The 15,064-nt window shown below is 55.1% G+C and carries 12 protein-coding genes and 3 pseudogenes; 11 read left to right on the top strand and 4 right to left on the bottom strand.

What is annotated here, in order from left to right; translation table 11 throughout:
• Positions 1–19 precede the first annotated feature (19 nt).
• The gene (locus BDD14_RS02260; protein ID WP_242617674.1) at positions 20–1,231 is read right to left on the bottom strand and encodes a LamG domain-containing protein; all 1,212 of its coding nucleotides are present in this window, start codon (positions 1,229–1,231) and stop codon (positions 20–22) included.
• A gap of 136 nt (positions 1,232–1,367) precedes the next feature.
• Here BDD14_RS02260 and BDD14_RS02255 point away from each other — a divergent pair, with 136 nt between their 5' ends.
• On the top strand, positions 1,368–1,553 hold the full coding sequence (locus BDD14_RS02255) for a DUF1731 domain-containing protein (protein WP_130417393.1): 186 nt from the start codon (positions 1,368–1,370) through the stop codon (positions 1,551–1,553).
• Positions 1,554–1,862: 309 nt separating this feature from the next.
• Complete coding sequence (locus BDD14_RS02250; RefSeq protein ID WP_165419882.1) at positions 1,863–2,759, top strand: YihY/virulence factor BrkB family protein; 897 nt, start codon at positions 1,863–1,865, stop codon at positions 2,757–2,759.
• A 366-nt stretch (positions 2,760–3,125) separates the two neighbouring features.
• On the opposite strand, the pseudogene BDD14_RS02245 reads toward BDD14_RS02250, so the two are convergent.
• Positions 3,126–4,158 (bottom strand): annotated as a pseudogene (locus BDD14_RS02245) (IS110 family RNA-guided transposase).
• Between the two features lie 322 nt (positions 4,159–4,480).
• On the bottom strand, positions 4,481–5,125 hold the full coding sequence (locus BDD14_RS02240) for a hypothetical protein (protein ID WP_130417391.1): 645 nt from the start codon (positions 5,123–5,125) through the stop codon (positions 4,481–4,483).
• A gap of 494 nt (positions 5,126–5,619) precedes the next feature.
• On the opposite strand from BDD14_RS02240, the gene BDD14_RS02235 reads away from it, so the two are divergent.
• From BDD14_RS02235 to BDD14_RS02215, 6 genes and pseudogenes are all read left to right on the top strand, one after another.
• Positions 5,620–6,057, top strand: a complete 438-nt coding sequence (locus tag BDD14_RS02235; protein ID WP_207231667.1) for a hypothetical protein — start codon at positions 5,620–5,622, stop codon at positions 6,055–6,057.
• A 147-nt stretch (positions 6,058–6,204) separates the two neighbouring features.
• On the top strand, positions 6,205–7,365 hold the full coding sequence (locus BDD14_RS02230) for an IS30 family transposase (protein WP_130417389.1): 1,161 nt from the start codon (positions 6,205–6,207) through the stop codon (positions 7,363–7,365).
• Positions 7,366–7,642: 277 nt separating this feature from the next.
• The gene (locus BDD14_RS02225; RefSeq protein ID WP_130417388.1) at positions 7,643–7,981 is read left to right on the top strand and encodes a hypothetical protein; all 339 of its coding nucleotides are present in this window, start codon (positions 7,643–7,645) and stop codon (positions 7,979–7,981) included.
• A gap of 408 nt (positions 7,982–8,389) precedes the next feature.
• Positions 8,390–9,154, top strand: a pseudogene (locus tag BDD14_RS33665) (tyrosine-type recombinase/integrase); the annotation flags it as partial.
• Positions 9,155–9,216: 62 nt separating this feature from the next.
• Positions 9,217–9,408, top strand: a complete 192-nt coding sequence (locus tag BDD14_RS34215) for a tyrosine-type recombinase/integrase (RefSeq protein WP_423201742.1) — start codon at positions 9,217–9,219, stop codon at positions 9,406–9,408.
• Between the two features lie 72 nt (positions 9,409–9,480).
• Positions 9,481–9,930, top strand: coding sequence for a hypothetical protein (locus tag BDD14_RS02215; protein WP_130417387.1), 450 nt, complete (start codon positions 9,481–9,483; stop codon positions 9,928–9,930).
• A gap of 95 nt (positions 9,931–10,025) precedes the next feature.
• Here BDD14_RS02215 and BDD14_RS34210 read toward each other — a convergent pair whose 3' ends face one another.
• Positions 10,026–10,445 carry a protein-tyrosine phosphatase family protein gene (locus BDD14_RS34210; RefSeq protein ID WP_423201779.1) on the bottom strand — a complete coding sequence of 140 codons (420 nt, stop codon included), beginning with the start codon at positions 10,443–10,445 and terminating at the stop codon, positions 10,026–10,028.
• Between the two features lie 375 nt (positions 10,446–10,820).
• Here BDD14_RS34210 and BDD14_RS02205 point away from each other — a divergent pair, with 375 nt between their 5' ends.
• The 3 genes and pseudogenes from BDD14_RS02205 (at position 10,821) to BDD14_RS02195 (ending at position 14,893) form a co-directional block, all read left to right on the top strand.
• Positions 10,821–11,318: a hypothetical protein gene (locus BDD14_RS02205; RefSeq protein ID WP_130417385.1), complete on the top strand. Its 498-nt coding sequence runs from the start codon at positions 10,821–10,823 to the stop codon at positions 11,316–11,318.
• 195 nt (positions 11,319–11,513) lie between these two features.
• The gene (locus BDD14_RS02200; RefSeq protein WP_130417384.1) at positions 11,514–13,178 is read left to right on the top strand and encodes a hypothetical protein; all 1,665 of its coding nucleotides are present in this window, start codon (positions 11,514–11,516) and stop codon (positions 13,176–13,178) included.
• Between the two features lie 682 nt (positions 13,179–13,860).
• Positions 13,861–14,893: pseudogene (locus tag BDD14_RS02195) on the top strand (IS110 family RNA-guided transposase).
• Positions 14,894–15,064: the final 171 nt, after the last annotated feature.

Genomic DNA, 15,064 nt, shown 5'->3' with positions numbered 1-15,064 from the left:
GACGGAGACCTCCAAAGGGCTACGGCAAGAACTCAAACCGATCCACAACCACTTCGGCGCCATGCTGAAGGCTCGACGACTTGCCGTTTGGGTTCCAGTAAACATATAAGGTCATCCGGACTGATTCAGAACCGGGTGTCGGAACTTCGGATGTAAATACACGCCGCGATACCACAGAGTTCCCAGCCGCTCCAGACACTCGCGAGGTCATCATTGTGATCTTGCCAGGCCGCCACTCAACCGTGTGCTGTAGCTTGCCGGGAGGCGCGACAAAACGTGAAATGTTGACCGGCACGAACGGAGGCTGGACGACAAACTCCGCATTCTTACTGTTGGGATCGCCCCAACGGCTAATATTGATGTCGAATTCACGGTGGTTCTCTCGATCCGTCGAATGATCCCAGGTGAACATCCCGAATACGACCGACGGCTCCAGGCCGGAAATGTCTTCGACAGTAAAGGAATAGGTTCCATACCCTAGGCTGCGCGTCAGGTTCACCTCGGAGCACGTCCAATGCTGATCTCGCTGAACAATCTGAAGATGAAGCGCCCCCGCCTGGTCCGTATAGACATTGCTGGGATTGTAGGGATTGCTGGTGCCCCCGCGGTCGCTCGGTTTCCACCGGACCCGCCACGTGAAGCCGCTAAAATCGACGAAATAGGATGACGATTTCTCCTGCCCACGGGTAGCTGCGACTGCGGCAATGCCCTGTCCACGCTCCGGCAGCTGACTCAAGATTGCTGCTGGGTGGAAGGAAGAATCTACGAGCAGAACTGCATATTCCGTGCCGAGATGTGTTTCGTTCCGCCAGACCTGGTCCGGCAAAATCGCCGTAAAAGGAGCGGTCAGCAAGGGCTGCAACCACCATAATCCCCCGGACCTGGAATAGATGACCAGCCGCTGTCCTTCTCGTGCCCCGCTCACCGTCCCTTCAATAATGTCTTGCTGATTCTGATCTCCGGGATTCCATTGCGGCACTTGAGTGAACGAGATCTTCGCCTCAACGTCTTGGTTTGTCCCCTGATGACAACCAGATAGCGAAAGGTACAGCGTGACCAGGAGCAGTATGGCCGCGGAACCTAGTCGCGTCTTCAGGGTACCTTCCGTGACGTTTCCCTCAACCGCCGCAGGGATTTCGATGAGTTTGATTTGATGGGCAGTCGCACGTTCCGTCAGGTGATACCCACTGACTCGCGTGAAGCGCTGCAAGGGTGTGGTGCTTGGAGCCATTCAAGCCTCCGTGCTCAAGCATAATTGACCTCACCGTTGAGAACAAGTATGGCTGCATGGTAGCCGGAGCTTGCTGCCGCTAGAATCGGCGGACCGCGTTCGGTGCACACGCATCGGTCTGCCCACCGCAAGGTGGATGCTCGAATTCGGCACCTTTCTTCTGCGCACAGAATCCGAACTGATCCTCAAAAGTCGCCAGGTTGTTCCCAGCCGTCTTCTCAACGCTGGATTCAAGTTCCATTATCCCGGTTGGCCCGAAGCTTCATGCGAACTAGTAACCCGCTGGAGGGCCCGTCGTGAAGAAATGCTTACCTCTCAGTAGTAGCTTGCAACTTTAGCAACGTAACCGCTGTTTCTTCAACTTTGATGGTTCGGTCAATGCGCCTAGTCCGTGTCTGCTACTGGTGGTCGACCTGCCCACAAAGTCCGGTTTTGACCAAGTTCGCGTTGGCGCGTCTTTGGGCCGGGTGAACTTGGCGAAAACCCCGTTTTCAAGCACGACGGGTCCGAAGTTGAGATTGCTGCTGCGGAGTAATGTCCGGCTTGCCCACAACACGCCCCGAACGTCAGCTGAGAAGGTACAATTTCTCATCTGACTCTTTAAAAGAGCATATGGTGTTCGGTGCAAGCAATGACAAGCCCGCCCTCCGTTGCCGCCAGGTCTTTATGGAAGCTCGGAGGTCTGACTCCTGGGCAACTGGGTCGAGCCGTTTTCGAGGAAATCGACGCAAATAACGTCTTTGGACGGGCAGCCGAGCTCGCCTTCTATTTCTTATTCGCCCTTTTCCCGCTGATATTCTTGATGATGACGTTGTTCGGCCTGTTCGCCTCACACAGTGTCGAACTTCAAAACGAATTCCTTTCTTATTTCGCAGATTTTCTTCCACCAACTGCGTTCCAACTTTTGAGAGGAGTAACCACCGAGATAGCGGCACACGCTAATCAAGGAAAACTGACTTTTGGCGTAGTTTCAGCCCTATGGTGTATCTCCAGTTGCGTAAGTTCAATGATTTGCTTCCTGAATGCGGCGTTTCATATCCGCGAGACTCGTCCCTGGTTCAAAGCTCGCGCAATAGCACTCGTATTGAGTCTAGTAGCCTCAATTCTGCTTCTTACGGCCTTGTTTATGGTGCTTGCGGGTAGCCACTTTGTGGGTTGGTTAGGGGCAACACTTCGATTGAATTCGCTAGACGTCCTCGTCTGGAGGGCTATTCAGTGGCCGACTGCTATCTTCTTCGTTGCCCTATCGTGTTCGTTGATTTATCGCTACGGTCCCGACTTGAAAGAGCGCCGTCGCTGGCATTGGTTTACGCCTGGAGCGGCATTTGGTGGGTTTATATGGCTGGCGGCTTCGTTTGGATTCCGTATCTACCTGCATTTTTTTGATAATTACAGCGTCTCGTACGGGTCATTGGGCGCATTGATGATTCTGTTGGTCTGGCTCTATGCGACCGGGCTAGCGTTGCTTATCGGAGCAGTGATCAACGCGGAAATCGAGCGCTCGTCGAGAAATGATCAAGGCCCTTAGATCGCGTCGCGGACGAATTACCGCCAACCCGGAACCCCGAAATGCCTGGGAAGTCCGGTTTCCGGCAAGTTCGAGGGCGGTGCGGACCCAGAATGCGAAGTTGCCGAAATGTATGGTCCGCCGTCTGAATGCAAGGGAAAAGTTTATGGATGAAGGAATGTCTGCGTCAATGTATCCGGCCTTTTGGTGGAGATCAGTCTCCTGGCCATGATGAGATACGCCGCGTACCTGTCCTACAAAACCCCTCGGCTGTGGAAGAGCCTATTGAGCAATCAGGTTTCAGGTACGCCGTTTGACTGTTCTTTCATCTTTACTTATCCGGTGCAGACCTCGGTGGGAGAACTTGATCTTGATAGCTACGCTTAGCTAGGCCGCGACTGGCTCTTGAACTGCCCGATAGTCCTGGCCGCTTGACAGCACGGCCCAAGCGATCCTTGCCAGTTTGTTTGCCGTGGCGACGATGAGCACGTTGCGTGGCGCTCTGGCTTCAAGAGCGGTCATCCACGCGCCCATGGCGACGCGGTCTCGCTTCGATCGCAATACGACTGCGCGGGCTCCATGGATGAAGATCTTGCGCAGGTAGTTGTTACCGCGCTTGCTGATACCGAAGAGGCGGGCCTTACCACCGGTCGAGTGCTGTCGTGGCACAAGCCCAAGCCAGGAAGAAAACTCACGCCCCTTATGGAAGGCTGCGCCGTTACCGATCGCGGCTACGATCGCGGTTGCGACCAGCGGGCCAACGCCGGGGATCTGCCTGAGCCGCGTGCATGCCGCATCACTTGAGGCAATCAGCTCCACTTCCTGGTTCAGATCGACCACCCGCTGTTCAAGATCCTTCCACTCGTTCCAAAGTTGAGCCAGCAGGTTCCGCATACGCGGAGTGAGATCTTCCTCGGCGTTCTCGAGGATCTCGGGCATGCGCTCGCGCAGCCTGGCCGGGCTCTTTGCAAATACCAGACCCCGCTCCAGCAGGAAGGCCCGCAGCTGGTTGATGACTGAGGTTCTTCGCGCGATCAAACGATCGCGCACACGATGCAATGCCTGCAGATCCAGCTGGTCGTCCGTCTTGATCGGAACAAATCGCATGTTCTCCCGATCCACAGCCTCAGCAATGGCTTCCGCATCCAGGAAGTCGTTCTTGTTCGACTTCACGAATGGCTTCACGAACTGGGCCGGGATCAGCTTCACATCGTGGCCTTGTTCCCGTAAAAGTACGGCCCAGGAAGTGCGCCCCGGAACAGGCCTCCATCCCAATCAAAGAGGTCTGCAGGTTCGCGGTGAAGGCAATCAACTGCTTCTGGGTAAACTTCTTCTTCAGCAGCACCTTGCAGTTATCGCCAAGAGCCACCGGGTGAAAGGTCGTCTTGCCAAGGTCAATGCCTACGGAACGAATCTCCATGTCGATGATCCTCCTTCAATCTGCCTATAAGATCCTCATCGCCAGATTGAGGTTTAAGCGGCGGACCATCTCAGTAACCCGACTTTTCGGGCAGTTCGACGCACAGTAACGTTCTGTGGTCTTCGCCCAGTTCCTTCGGGATGACTTGGGCATAGGTATACTCCAACCGACTTCCAGATGCACGCATCACAGAAACTCGCCCCTAGAGCAGCTATTGATGGGGGCGGACACCATGGCCCAGCCTTCACTTTTCGTGAGCAAGTGCGCGATGCGAGACAGGCTCGCGGTGGTGACAATCATCATCACCACCGCTGCGAGCATACTATTCGGTGAATTTGAGGTTGGCGGGCCGCGTTTGGTTGGACGCTGAACCAGTTGTTGGCACCTCATTGCCGACTATCTCGAAGGTCGCGTCATTCATCCAGACCTCGCCGGTTCCTGTAAGCAGAATGCCAAACGAGATAGAGATCGCGTCCTGGGGAACATCGAGGACAACATCACATGTCTTCCACGTCTGGTTGCCCTTAATCGGCCGATTCTGCATATTGTCAAAAGCGACTGAGGTGCTCCCTTTGTCGACTCTCATCCAGACACCGGACCAGTCGGAAACGTCCTGTGAGCGGACCCAGGCGCGTAAACGAACACGTTTTCCGGCATAGTCATTTGCGCTGATCGTTTGCATCAGTGTGCCAAACCCACCCGTAGCCGATACAGCCGACTTCAGGAATGCGCTTGGCAGGCCATTTTCCACCATAGCCTGGTCTACGCCAGTTTGATAATTGGCTGGCTTAGAGCCGGCCATGAACCATCCGTTCGGGGCGTGGCTGACCGGAACTGTTGATTGCGCCTGTACAAGCTTCAGACCCAAACTGGTGCTCAGAGCGCAGGTTGCAAAGACAAGGAAGCATCCGAAGATAGCAGAACCAACCGCACGAAGACGAGGGTGTTGCGTTTCAAGTAAGTTCATAATCAGTCTCTCCAGAACTTCCCCGCCGAAGAATCCCGAATGAATTAGGAGGCTAGCCCTACTTTTTGTGGTGTGTCAATTAGAACTTTAGAATATAAATCTCACACTGTTCTTATCTTGTGCGGCAAATATCCCTAGAAACGGGGTTTTCGCCAAGTTCACCCGGCCCAGAGACGCGCCAACGCGAACTTGGTCAAAACGAGACTTTCCGGGATATTCACTCGGTCGGTTCTCATTTACCATCCGCAGTGGGTGCTTGAATGCTTAGATCATTACTGCTCGTTATCACACTAGGAATTCCAAGCCTCCTCTCTGCGCGACAGAGCCGACCGCTTGCCGACGCAGGAACGTCCATTTGTGAGTATCCCCGCTCACAAGGAGGTATGGGTAAGTGGGTGGCTTCCAAATCTGGCTTTTCTGCGGCAGTTGAGATAAGGGCTTCGGTTACTCAGGCTGGCGTTGCGCGTCACTGCACGACATCCTGGATAGTGCATGTGCGCGGCGAAGACGGTCACGTATCTACGATCAAAGTCGCGGAACGAGACGATAGGCCCGACGAGGACGGGTGGTCGCAAGAGAATTCATTCGAGATCGACGCCTTCTCGAGAGACGGCAAGAAGGTTTTGCTGTCACCGATCGAGGCTCAAGGTGACTGGGATGAGACGACGCCGATCGTCCTCGACCTGACCAATGATATGCAATGGAGAATCGAACTATACCCACTCTTCAAGAAACAAATACCCGCCGATTGCAGCGTGGTGTACCGCGCCCTAGAGTTCACGAGCAAAGGGAATGTTCTGATCTCAGCGGCTTCGACCGAGACTGACTTGGAAGTCGGTACTAAACCATGCTTCGCCAATAGTCTTTGGGAACTCGATTATCGAAACAAGAAGACCTCACGTGTCACTTCAATCCGTTCACAAACCCGGTGAATTCCCTTGATGGATCACCTCCTGCGCGTACTCTCGCAAAACGGGGTTGTCGGCTACTTCGAGGTCGAACCTACCGACAAGGAGGGTGCATTCGATAGGTCGCTGCAACACCATCTAGTAGAAGTTCTTCTATTGAGGATGGTGTTTATGAGTGAAGGAAAGCAGTCGAGACTATCTCCCGCGGAGAAGGCTGATGTTTGGAGCCGATGGAAGGCGGGGGAGTCGTTGCATGAGATTGGGCGTGCCTACGGCAAGCCCCATAACTGCATTCGCTGTGTGTTGTTGCCTCGCGGAGGGATTGCTCCAGCCGCTCGCCAGCGCTCTCGCATAGCGCTCACCTTGGCTGAGCGAGAGGACATTTCGCGAGGAATGGCTTCCGGCTCATCGATCCGCACGATAGCCAGCGGCCTCGGTCGGGCGGCGTCGACAGTGAGCCGGGAGGTCACGCGCCATGGCGGCCGTGCCGCCTATCGCGCCCACGATGCGGATAACCAGGCCTGGGGGTCGGGGTTACGACCCAAGAGGTGTCTTCTGGCCAGCAACCGCAAGTTGCGGAAGATGGTTGCGAGTAAGCTGGTGTTGGACTGGTCGCCGGAGCAGATTTCCGGATGGCTGAAGACACAGTATCCTGACGACGAGAGCATGCGCGTGTCCCACGAGACCATTTACCGAAGCCTGTTCATCCAGGCGCGGGGCGTGCTGAAACAAGAGCTGATGGAGCACTTGCGGAGCAAGCGGCGCATGCGCCGCTCGCTCCATGCAACGGTCAGCGGACAGTCCCGCGGCCAGATCGTCGATGCCGTCTCGATCCGTGAAAGGCCCGCGGAAGTGGAAGACCGAGCGGTTCCTGGGCATTGGGAAGGTGATCTGCTGAGCGGCGCAAAGAACAGTTACATCGCGACTTTAGTGGAGCGTCATTCACGCTTTGCCATGCTGGTCAAGGTGCCGGGCAAAGACACTGAAGCGGTCGTTCAAGCCTTGAGCCGGCATGTTCGTAAACTCCCGGCGACCCTGCGGCGTTCGCTGACGTGGGATCGCGGGTTGGAGATGGCCAGGCACAAGGAGTTTACAGTGGCTACCAAGGTGAAAGTGTACTTCTGCGATCCGCAGAGTCCCTGGCAGCGCGGCACCAATGAAAACACCAATCTATTATTGCGACAATACTTCCCCCGAGGAACCAACCTTGCCCCTATCTCGCAAGCGCAGCTCGACCAGGTCGCGCTGCGCTTGAATCAACGTCCCAGAAAGACCTTGGGTTTCCAAACTCCTGCAGCTAGACTGCAAGCAAGTGTTGCGTCGACCGTCTGAGCCAGCAAGACCTTTCAGGCAAAACCGAGAGATGATTCCTTCTTATTGGTGAAGGGCGAATTCGTGCTTGCTCTTGCTGCTTCGATCACACGCAAATCGCATTCTGACCAACTCGCACGATGCTGTCGGGAACCTGCTCAGATGGCCAGCACCTGAATCGCCTTGTAAGATTAGGCACCTCAAATTGTAGACATGCATTCGATTGCGGAGTTCTCGGAATCGGGGATGACCCGTTTTGGTGATGGCCTGTAGAGTTGCGCACGAAACAATAGATGGGATGCGAGCTTTCTGGCCAAACTTAATTTTGCTGCTGGTCGTAAGTCCGGTTGCGGCGATTGCGACGGTGAATACGGCTTGGCCGCGCCTTGCTCGGACGCCTCGAGTCACGGTTGAAATGGAGAGCGGTGACGCGCGGATGCTCGACAGTCTGCGGGAAGACGTGGCCAGACACCCCGATGATTTTGTGAGCTTTCAGACGCAGAGCGCGGCGCTGCGATTTATCGACGAACATGGCTTGGAGGCAACTCGCGAGACCGCACGCATGATGATCGAGCGCGGCGTGTTGGGCTACTGGCGCGGCAAGATGGTTGTGGTGGTTCCGATCGTCGGCTGGTGAAAGAGATGAGTAGAGACGCGCAGTCAGCGAAGGAAGAGCGCAAACCGAAATGATTACCGCGTCAGGTTGGACGGCCAAAGAGCGGACTATGCTCGCCGGATTTTCGTTGAATCATCATGTCGAAGATGTTGCGACCTTCTGAGTTCTTAGTCCCTCGGCGCGTCGAGCAAATTCGATCATGGCCTCATCGCGGTGAAGCGTGCCCTACACGGCAACGCCGTGCTTATGGATCCTCGGCTGAAGCAGAGTGTACACAGCAGACAAGACCGATGAGCACACGTATTGGAGAATTTTAGCGGCTACTGATGCCACCAACTATATATTTACTCCTGCGCCCGCCGGTCCGAATTGTGCCTAAAGGAGCTATTGTTTTCGAACAGGTCCCCAGAAGTCTGGTTTGCGGCAAGTATGCGCGCGCTTCAATCGAGTCCAGGCTCGATTATGAATTGCGCGGTCTGGAGGGCGCAATCCATGAGCCTGAAGCGGAGCAAGAGACACCGGTCCACCAAGAGCACGCTGCGTCTGCCCGACCTCGATCACTCCAAGAACTCTGTACTGCAGAGTCTGGGGTCGGCAGCTTCAAAACGCACGTACGGCTATGCCATCGAGGACTTCATTAGTTGGTACTGTTCAGAACCTCGCCTTGCTTTCGGACGAACTGTCGTTCTGCGATACCGGTACGAGTTGGAAAGTCGTAGACTCGCGCCCGCGACAATTAATCTGCGCCTAGCGGCGGTTCGAAGGCTTGCGTACGAGGCGTCTGACAATGGCCTCCTCAACCCTGACCTGGCGGCGGGCATCCGCAGAGTCAAAGGGGCCAAACGCCTCGGAATGAAACTCGGAAACTGGCTAACGGTTGACCAGGGGAGAAGGCTCCTGGCAGTACCCTCCAGCGGTTCGACAAAAGACAAGCGAGATCACGCCATACTTTCCCTTCTGCTTGGCTGTGGACTACGGAGGGCGGAGTTGACTGGCTTGAAGATGAGCGATTTCCAGCAGCGGGATGAACATTGGGCCATCGTCAACTTGTTTGGAAAGGGTGGTCACATAAGAACCGTCCCAGTGCCTGGATGGGCCATGGAAGTTCTTGACGAGTGGCTGCGAGCGGCTCAAATCGATGAAGGCGTAATCTTTCGTCGTGTGAGTCGGACTGGAAGCGTGTGGGGTCAAAAGATAAGCGAAAAACTTGTCTGGTGGGTTGTCCGGGAACGAGCCAAGCTCGCTGGAATTGAAAGTTGGCTCCGCACGATCTTCGGCGAACCTGTGCTCGTCTTTGCCATGCAGCGGGAGGCGAGCTGGAGCAGATCCAGTTTCTCCTGGGGCATCGATCAGTCGAGACAACGGAGCGCTACTTGGGGTGCCGTCAGCGTCTCGTCTCTGCCGTAAACGACAATATAGGGCTCGAACCATCCTCTGGCGGAAACTAGCGAAAGGAAGTTGCCGCAAACGTGACTTTGCGGGAACGATGACCGAATTGCTGCTGAGGCGATAATTGCGGTATGCGATTGAACCGTTTACCTCTCAGTTTCCCGGCCTTGGCGCTCGCCCTGCTTATCACAGGCTGTAAGCCGACCGTTTCTCATGATGAGGTTGCGCGGGTATGGTCGCCAAATGGTCAGGTCGCCGCAATTCTTTACGAGGAGAACGGTGGTGCTACGACATCATTCGGCTATGAAGTCGAATTGGGCAGCAAGGACGGCTCCGAACAGAAGCTGGTTGCACACCTCTATGGAGCACAGCGCAATGAGGGAGCGTATGGCGCTAATCTCAGGTGGGAAAACAACAGTACTCTCATTATCGAGTGCCTAAAAACCAAAACCCCGGCAACGATCGGCGGCCCCGTAAATTTCAATGGCCAGAGAGTGGAGGTTATCTTGCGCACCGGGATTGAAGACAAGGAAGCCCACGCTGGTGGCATGAAATTCAATCTCCGTCGGACCGCACCTTGAAAACTCGACTCCTCAGGAACCCTTGCAGTCGGACGGCGGACCATGCATTTGAGAAACTTTTAGTTTCGGGGGCGAACTTGCCGGAAGGCGGACTTTCAGGGAGCCTGATGCGTTGCGGCAAACCGCTCGACCCAGCGGACTTGGTCTGGGGTATCAGGCACCTGTAAGCCTCGTGCCATCGATAAGCGCCTAAAGGCATCCTCTGGGGCGAACCCTTCTACGGTAAGCAGCGCGGCCAATAGCAACGAAGAACGCCCAATGGAGGCTCTGCAATGAACGGCCACGCTACGCCCCGCATGGACTTGAGTCCTCAAGTCCTCCACAAACCGCGCGAATGAGGTGGTCGAGGGCGGAGTTTCTCGATCAGGAATAGGGAATGATCGGAAGACAATTCCTGCTGCTTCACAAACCGACGCCTCCGCTGAAAGACCTAGCTCAGCGGCTTCGTCCGCTTGAAGCATGGAAACGAGTACATCAACTCCCGCTCGTTTGATGTGAGCGACTTCGTCCTCCAGCCAGTCACCACCTGAATTTGAACATCAATGTTGGCCACTTTGTGTCGGGAAACCGGGGAATTTCGGGCCTGCTACCCCACGGTTCGATATCAATGTTGGCCACTTCTCGAAGCTCTCGCAAAAGTATGCGGCAATGACGCTTGGCGTTGCCTGCCACCATTCGGTCGACGCCCTGGGCTTTGGATGTGGGCCACCCGCTTGACTGGTCCCCCAGATCCGTCGTCATTGGACTTTTGAAGACGGGACAGGTACAAACAATAGCGGTGTAACCAGACGAAATTCCGGGATGTCTACAACCGGATACCTTTGCCGATCCCCTTCCTCCCGCCTGCATCCGTTGCCCAATTCAAAACTGACGCACAATGGAGATTCGTCATGTCCGAAAAAACTATGGTTCCTCAAGCCCTGCACACAAGCAATGCCGAAGAACTTCCTCACATGCGGGATTCAGACGGCCAAGTTCAAAGCCCCCTCAATTTGAGGTTGCCCATCACCAAAGGAAAGAACTGGGAGATTTTTTTATATTTGGCCGACCCGAAAAATTCCAAAGCAATCAATGACGGACTGAATGCTGTAGGAACAGTACATTTTGCCCGTTTCCTTCCAGAGGCTGGGTTCTCCACCTTCAAATCACAGACTCTGTGGGTGTTGACCGAGTACGACGGCACTTTCGACCAGTACATTCAAGACTTCGTCAATCAGATGGGCGATATCTTCGACGGACTGCTCGGTTTTGTGGACGATCCCCCACCCGTGCCCGTGAAAGACAATGTCGCGGCCTTCGGAGCGTGGGTTAGCGCTCACAATGAAAAGAGCAATCTATACTCGGCCTACCCCACACTCACGGTGCAAACAATCCTGAATAATAGCTGAGCGCCAGCTTAAATAATCGCCAAACAACCCACGCAGGGCCCGCGTGCATCGGGCCCTGCGTGTGTTCCTGCGTGTGTTCCTGCGTGTGTTCCTGCGTGTGTTAAGGAGTCGATTTGTCACTGTGCGGGATTGCGAAGAAATTCGGCCTCCCACACAGTGCGAGATGTGTTTCTGCCTTAGAACAGGAGACCAAGTATGAAATACCTTTGCATGATTGCGCTGATGGTGACCGGAACCTTGCTTCCGGCGCAGACTATTCCTCAGGACGCGGCTCCCAATTGCCCAGTCGCTTCGACGACGTTCGACCAATGGTTCCAATCGGGGAAGCCTGTCGTGAACGGGGTCGTGAATCCCGCGAACAGCGTTGGTTTTACCGAGGGAAGCGTGTGCTACTTCTATGCGTGGGCAAAACAAATGTTCCTCTGGGTGACATCGGAATCGGGCGGGTCACGCATCTTTGACTCGGCGGCTTTCTATGATGTTTCTCCTCCTGATAGCAGCGGCAAAAGGACGTTTCTGCCGCACGGCAAGGGTTCGTTTGTTCACTCGATGATGCTGCGGGCCGACAAAGGTGGTCCCCATGATTTGCCGATCATCGAGGGCAAATCGGGCCAATTGTTCGAAGTGATGAAACCACCTGTCGATCATTCAGGAAAGCAGATTGTCGTTAATAGCGCAGGCAATCTGGTGGAAGTGAGCAAGGCGTTTATCACCTCGAACCACAAGCTGGCGTTTCAGGATAGAGCTGGCAATACGATCGCGCTACCGTCGGCAGGAGCTCTCAGAAGCGATTCCGTGCCATCGGACACGATGCGGACGGCAGAGGAATTTATGGTTGACGGAAAACCGGTGTTCGTCGACTCTAACGGCAATATCATCGACGTGGAACAGGGGCAAGCAGGAGGCTCCGGAGTTTTGGAGACGCAGAAAGACGGCCTGGTCTACTACTCGACGATGACAAACGATGTCTACGCCTACTTCCTGACGGGAGTTAAAAATGGTGCCATCGCTGGCGCGCAATTTCCGACAACGCCGACAGAGCTTGCCGCAATCCAGAAGTATGCTGCCGCCAATGGAAAGCCAAGCTTTACGGACGCACAGGCACTCACCATGGAATTGAAGAGTTCCTGGATTGAGGTCACCGAGCTCAATAAAAAGGACTACATCACGACGACGGCCATGATTCCGGTTTACGACAGGTCGAATCCACAGAAGTGGGTTCTGAAAGACCAGAGGAAGGCCACACTGGGGCTGCTCGGCTTGCATATTGTGGGCAGCGTCCAAGGCCATCCGGAGATGATCTGGGCTACGTTCGAGCACTTCGGGGACACGCCCAATGCTAAGTACTCGTATACCGATAAGAATGGGAACACTGTACCTGTCCCTCAGAGAACAGCCGGTAGTTGGCGGTTCTCAGCAACCAATTCGACAGGCCCGTTTAACGTCGTGCATATGACGGCGAAAGAAGCGAACATTCTCGCCGCGAGCGGGTATACGATCAGCCCCAGCGACTCCTTGAGAACCTACGCATGGGGCGCGGGACCCAACAACGCGGCGGCGAACAGCAACCTCATTTCAATTCACAACAGCGTAAACGCGCTCATGCCGAAGGGCGATATCCGCTCCGATTACTTCCTGATTGGAGCTACGTGGACGACGGCCGGAAATGCGCCTCCAGGAGGACAGGCAGGCGCGACCAACGTCGCCAACTCGACGATGGAGACTTACCAACAGAAGACTAAAGGTTGCTTCCTGTGCCATACAGACGGATTGGCTCCAGATACGCTAAGCCATGTCTTCGGAGGAGAAACAACCGGACTGCAGCCGCTGTTTCCGGCGAGCAGTGGCAACTCGAGGTAGCAATACTTAGCTTCGAGGGGGCGGCTGTTTGAGGCAACTCCGAAGCTGGCCCACATGCTTGGGGAGTTGGCCATTTATGATGCAGAGCGCAATGCAAACGTTCGTGGCGCGCTCTGCGTCAGTGGCTTTAGGCCACGGAATCGGGGGCAGGCAAGGATCGCGCTTTAGCCTTGGGCCGTTTGTGCGCAGTCGCAAGAGAGTCCAGGCCTAAAGGCCATTTCTTCTCTCACCTGAATTTCTGACCTGGAGCAAATTACCCAATAGTATGGAGCTTGTTTTCGCCGATGATCTAAGCGCCAACGACACGTTCCATCACAGCCAGGGTGAAATCCTGGGCCAGCGGCAAAATAGAAGTGCGAACTCTGTAAGCGCTCTACCTTCCAATGGCTCAGCGGTCGATATAGTGCATCAGCCTTATAAAGAGATGCCAGATCATCAATATGATTGGGCATACGGATAATTCCCAACAACGCCGAAATTAAGGCACTTCATATTAGCCAGTCCGCGTTGCCATCATTGATGAACGGTGGGATACATTGATGAGCGGTGGTTACCCACAAACGCCGTTGTGCGGACTAACTTTTTGTAGTGCGCGTAAAACGGGGTTACTGAGATGGTCCGCCGCTTAAACCTCAATCTGGCGATGAGGATCTTATAGGCAGATTGAAGGAGGATCATCGACATGGAGATTCGTTCCGTAGGCATTGACCTTGGCAAGACGACCTTTCACCCGGTGGCTCTTGGCGATAACTGCAAGGTGCTGCTGAAGAAGAAGTTTACCCAGAAGCAGTTGATTGCCTTCACCGCGAACCTGCAGACCTCTTTGATTGGGATGGAGGCCTGTTCCGGGGCGCACTTCCTGGGCCGTACTTTTACGGGAACAAGGCCACGATGTGAAGCTGATCCCGGCCCAGTTCGTGAAGCCATTCGTGAAGTCGAACAAGAACGACTTCCTGGATGCGGAAGCCATTGCTGAGGCTGTGGATCGGGAGAACATGCGATTTGTTCCGATCAAGACGGACGACCAGCTGGATCTGCAGGCATTGCATCGTGTGCGCGATCGTTTGATCGCGCGAAGAACCTCAGTCATCAACCAGCTGCGGGCCTTCCTGCTGGAGCGGGGTCTGGTATTTGCAAAGAGCCCGGCCAGGCTGCGCGAGCGCATGCCCGAGATCCTCGAGAACGCCGAGGAAGATCTCACTCCGCGTATGCGGAACCTGCTGGCTCAACTTTGGAACGAGTGGAAGGATCTTGAACAGCGGGTGGTCGATCTGAACCAGGAAGTGGAGCTGATTGCCTCAAGTGATGCGGCATGCACGCGGCTCAGGCAGATCCCCGGCGTTGGCCCGCTGGTCGCAACCGCGATCGTAGCCGCGATCGGTAACGGCGCAGCCTTCCATAAGGGGCGTGAGTTTTCTTCCTGGCTTGGGCTTGTGCCACGACAGCACTCGACCGGTGGTAAGGCCCGCCTCTTCGGTATCAGCAAGCGCGGTAACAACTACCTGCGCAAGATCTTCATCCATGGAGCCCGCGCAGTCGTATTGCGATCGAAGCGAGACCGCGTCGCCATGGGCGCGTGGATGACCGCTCTTGAAGCCAGAGCGCCACGCAACGTGCTCATCGTCGCCACGGCAAACAAACTGGCAAGGATCGCTTGGGCCGTGCTGTCAAGCGGCCAGGACTATCGGGCAGTTCAAGAGCCAGTCGCGGCCTAGCTAAGCGTAGCTATCAAGATCAAGTTCTCCCACCGAGGTCTGCACCGGATAAGTAAAGATGAAAGAACAGTCAAACGGCGTACCTGAAACCTGATTGCTCAATAGGCTCTTCCACAGCCGAGGGGTTTTGTAGGACAGGTACGCGGCGTATCTCATCATGGCCAGGAGACT

The organism is Edaphobacter modestus (genome assembly GCF_004217555.1).
In the GTDB taxonomy this organism is placed as follows: domain Bacteria; phylum Acidobacteriota; class Terriglobia; order Terriglobales; family Acidobacteriaceae; genus Edaphobacter; species Edaphobacter modestus.
Note: the sequence above shows the minus strand (reverse complement) of the source record. Positions and strands in the feature narration are given on the sequence as shown.

Coding starts and splice junctions, on each gene's coding strand:
- BDD14_RS02260 (WP_242617674.1), bottom strand. CDS start 1,231: ATGGCTCCAAGCACCACACCCTTGCAGCGCTTCACGCGAGTCAGTGGG.
- BDD14_RS02255 (WP_130417393.1), top strand. CDS start 1,368: ATGCTCGAATTCGGCACCTTTCTTCTGCGCACAGAATCCGAACTGATC.
- BDD14_RS02250 (WP_165419882.1), top strand. CDS start 1,863: ATGACAAGCCCGCCCTCCGTTGCCGCCAGGTCTTTATGGAAGCTCGGA.
- BDD14_RS02240 (WP_130417391.1), bottom strand. CDS start 5,125: ATGAACTTACTTGAAACGCAACACCCTCGTCTTCGTGCGGTTGGTTCT.
- BDD14_RS02230 (WP_130417389.1), top strand. CDS start 6,205: ATGAGTGAAGGAAAGCAGTCGAGACTATCTCCCGCGGAGAAGGCTGAT.
- BDD14_RS02225 (WP_130417388.1), top strand. CDS start 7,643: ATGCGAGCTTTCTGGCCAAACTTAATTTTGCTGCTGGTCGTAAGTCCG.
- BDD14_RS02215 (WP_130417387.1), top strand. CDS start 9,481: ATGCGATTGAACCGTTTACCTCTCAGTTTCCCGGCCTTGGCGCTCGCC.
- BDD14_RS02205 (WP_130417385.1), top strand. CDS start 10,821: ATGTCCGAAAAAACTATGGTTCCTCAAGCCCTGCACACAAGCAATGCC.
- BDD14_RS02200 (WP_130417384.1), top strand. CDS start 11,514: ATGAAATACCTTTGCATGATTGCGCTGATGGTGACCGGAACCTTGCTT.